This window comes from Oleiphilus sp. HI0132 (assembly GCF_001635845.1).
The window spans coordinates 1-1,436 of the sequence record NZ_LWGJ01000612.1 but is presented as its reverse complement, the minus strand read 5'-3'; the positions used below and the strand labels follow the sequence as shown (position 1 = coordinate 1,436).

The 1,436-nt window shown below is 46.4% G+C and carries 1 protein-coding gene; it reads right to left on the bottom strand.

Annotated elements, in window-relative coordinates; genetic code table 11:
- Nucleotides 1-34 precede the first annotated feature (34 nt).
- Nucleotides 35-1,363 (bottom strand): DASH family cryptochrome, encoded by a 1,329-nt coding sequence (locus A3766_RS07490; protein ID WP_068508348.1) that lies wholly within the window; start codon nucleotides 1,361-1,363, stop codon nucleotides 35-37.
- Nucleotides 1,364-1,436: the final 73 nt, after the last annotated feature.

The following is a 1,436-nucleotide window of genomic DNA, read 5'->3' as shown; positions in this document are numbered from 1 at the left end:
TCGGTTTTTTGCTCGTCTTTGTTCGGTATCTCTATTACTCGTGTATGATTGGCCAGTCGGCAGCATCGCGAGAGTCTAAATTTGGATCCGTTTCAGCTCCCCAGCGTTTTTGATACAAACCGTCAGGGTCATAGAGTCTCGACTGCTTTTCAAGATCGAAGTGGCGCCCTCCTCTTGGGTCAACCCCCACGCCTGCAATGTATTGCCAATTGCCCCAATTTACTGCCAAGTCAAAGTCAATGAGACAGTACTCAAACCAAGCTGCTCCATAGCGCCAGTCCACGCTCAATTCATTAACCAAACAACTGGCTGCGATTTGTCGGCCTCTGTTTGATAGATACCCCGTGTTTTTTAGTTCCTTCATGCAGGCATTGACAATCTTGAAAGGCGTTTCGCCTTCACACCATTTACTGAAGCGTTCAGGGTAGAAACTAGTAAGCGGGGGTGACTTTTTGGATCCTTGGAAACTAAATAGTTGGTCTCCTTTTAGAAAGTGCCACCATTGGAAATATTCTCTCCACAATAGCTCGACATATAGCCAACGAGATGAATCGTTAGACCCGTTTTCCTGTTCGTATTCAAGCAATTTCTTGATGACCTGGCGTGGAGATAGACAGCCGCTACTTAACCAGGGTGATATTTTGCTGCTGTTGGTCCAGCCGGATAATTCATTCCTTACTGTCTTGTAGCGACGGGGCGCATCACTGGAGAAATACTCGAACAGATGGCCAAACGCTTCGCGTTCACCACCGGTAAAGCGGAGCGAAGTCGTATTCACAGGAAGCCAATCAGGAATCTTCTCTGCTTCCAACATATCTATCTTAGGCATGATTGGCAGGAATTTGGGGGCAGGAAGGGGGTCAGGGACACCTTGATTTTCAATTGATTTCCTGAAGCGTGAGTATGTTTGGGGTAACTGAGAGACCTTAAACGGTAGTTCTAACTCATTGAAGATCGTGTATTGTTCATATTCTATTACCGCAGCCTCGGAGCATTTCCTGCGAATCGCTTTAAGGATGTGCCGCTCATAAGAACCGGAAGACTGAGTCAATACGAGGTCACTAAAGCCGTAATTATTGATAAGGTTGGATATCAGCTCAGTTGTATCACCATATAAAACAATCAGCTCTTGGTCATATCGTGCGAGGTTTTGTTTTAAATCCTGAATGCATTCCAAGGTGAACTGCCAGCGATGTTTGCTGATGGAAGGTTGCTGCCATAGCTTCTGCTGAAACCATCTAGGGTCTACGACATAGATGCACAGTAGGCGATCGGCGCTTTTTATGGCGTGCAGCGCCTGGTTGTCATGAATTCGCAGGTCTCGAGTAAACCAGTATAGAACTCTTCGTTGTTTAATGAGCATATGGATTCCGTAGTGCGCTGAGGGTGTTTCAGGCACTTACGAAGCAGGTTTCATTTTGGATCAGTGCATGGGG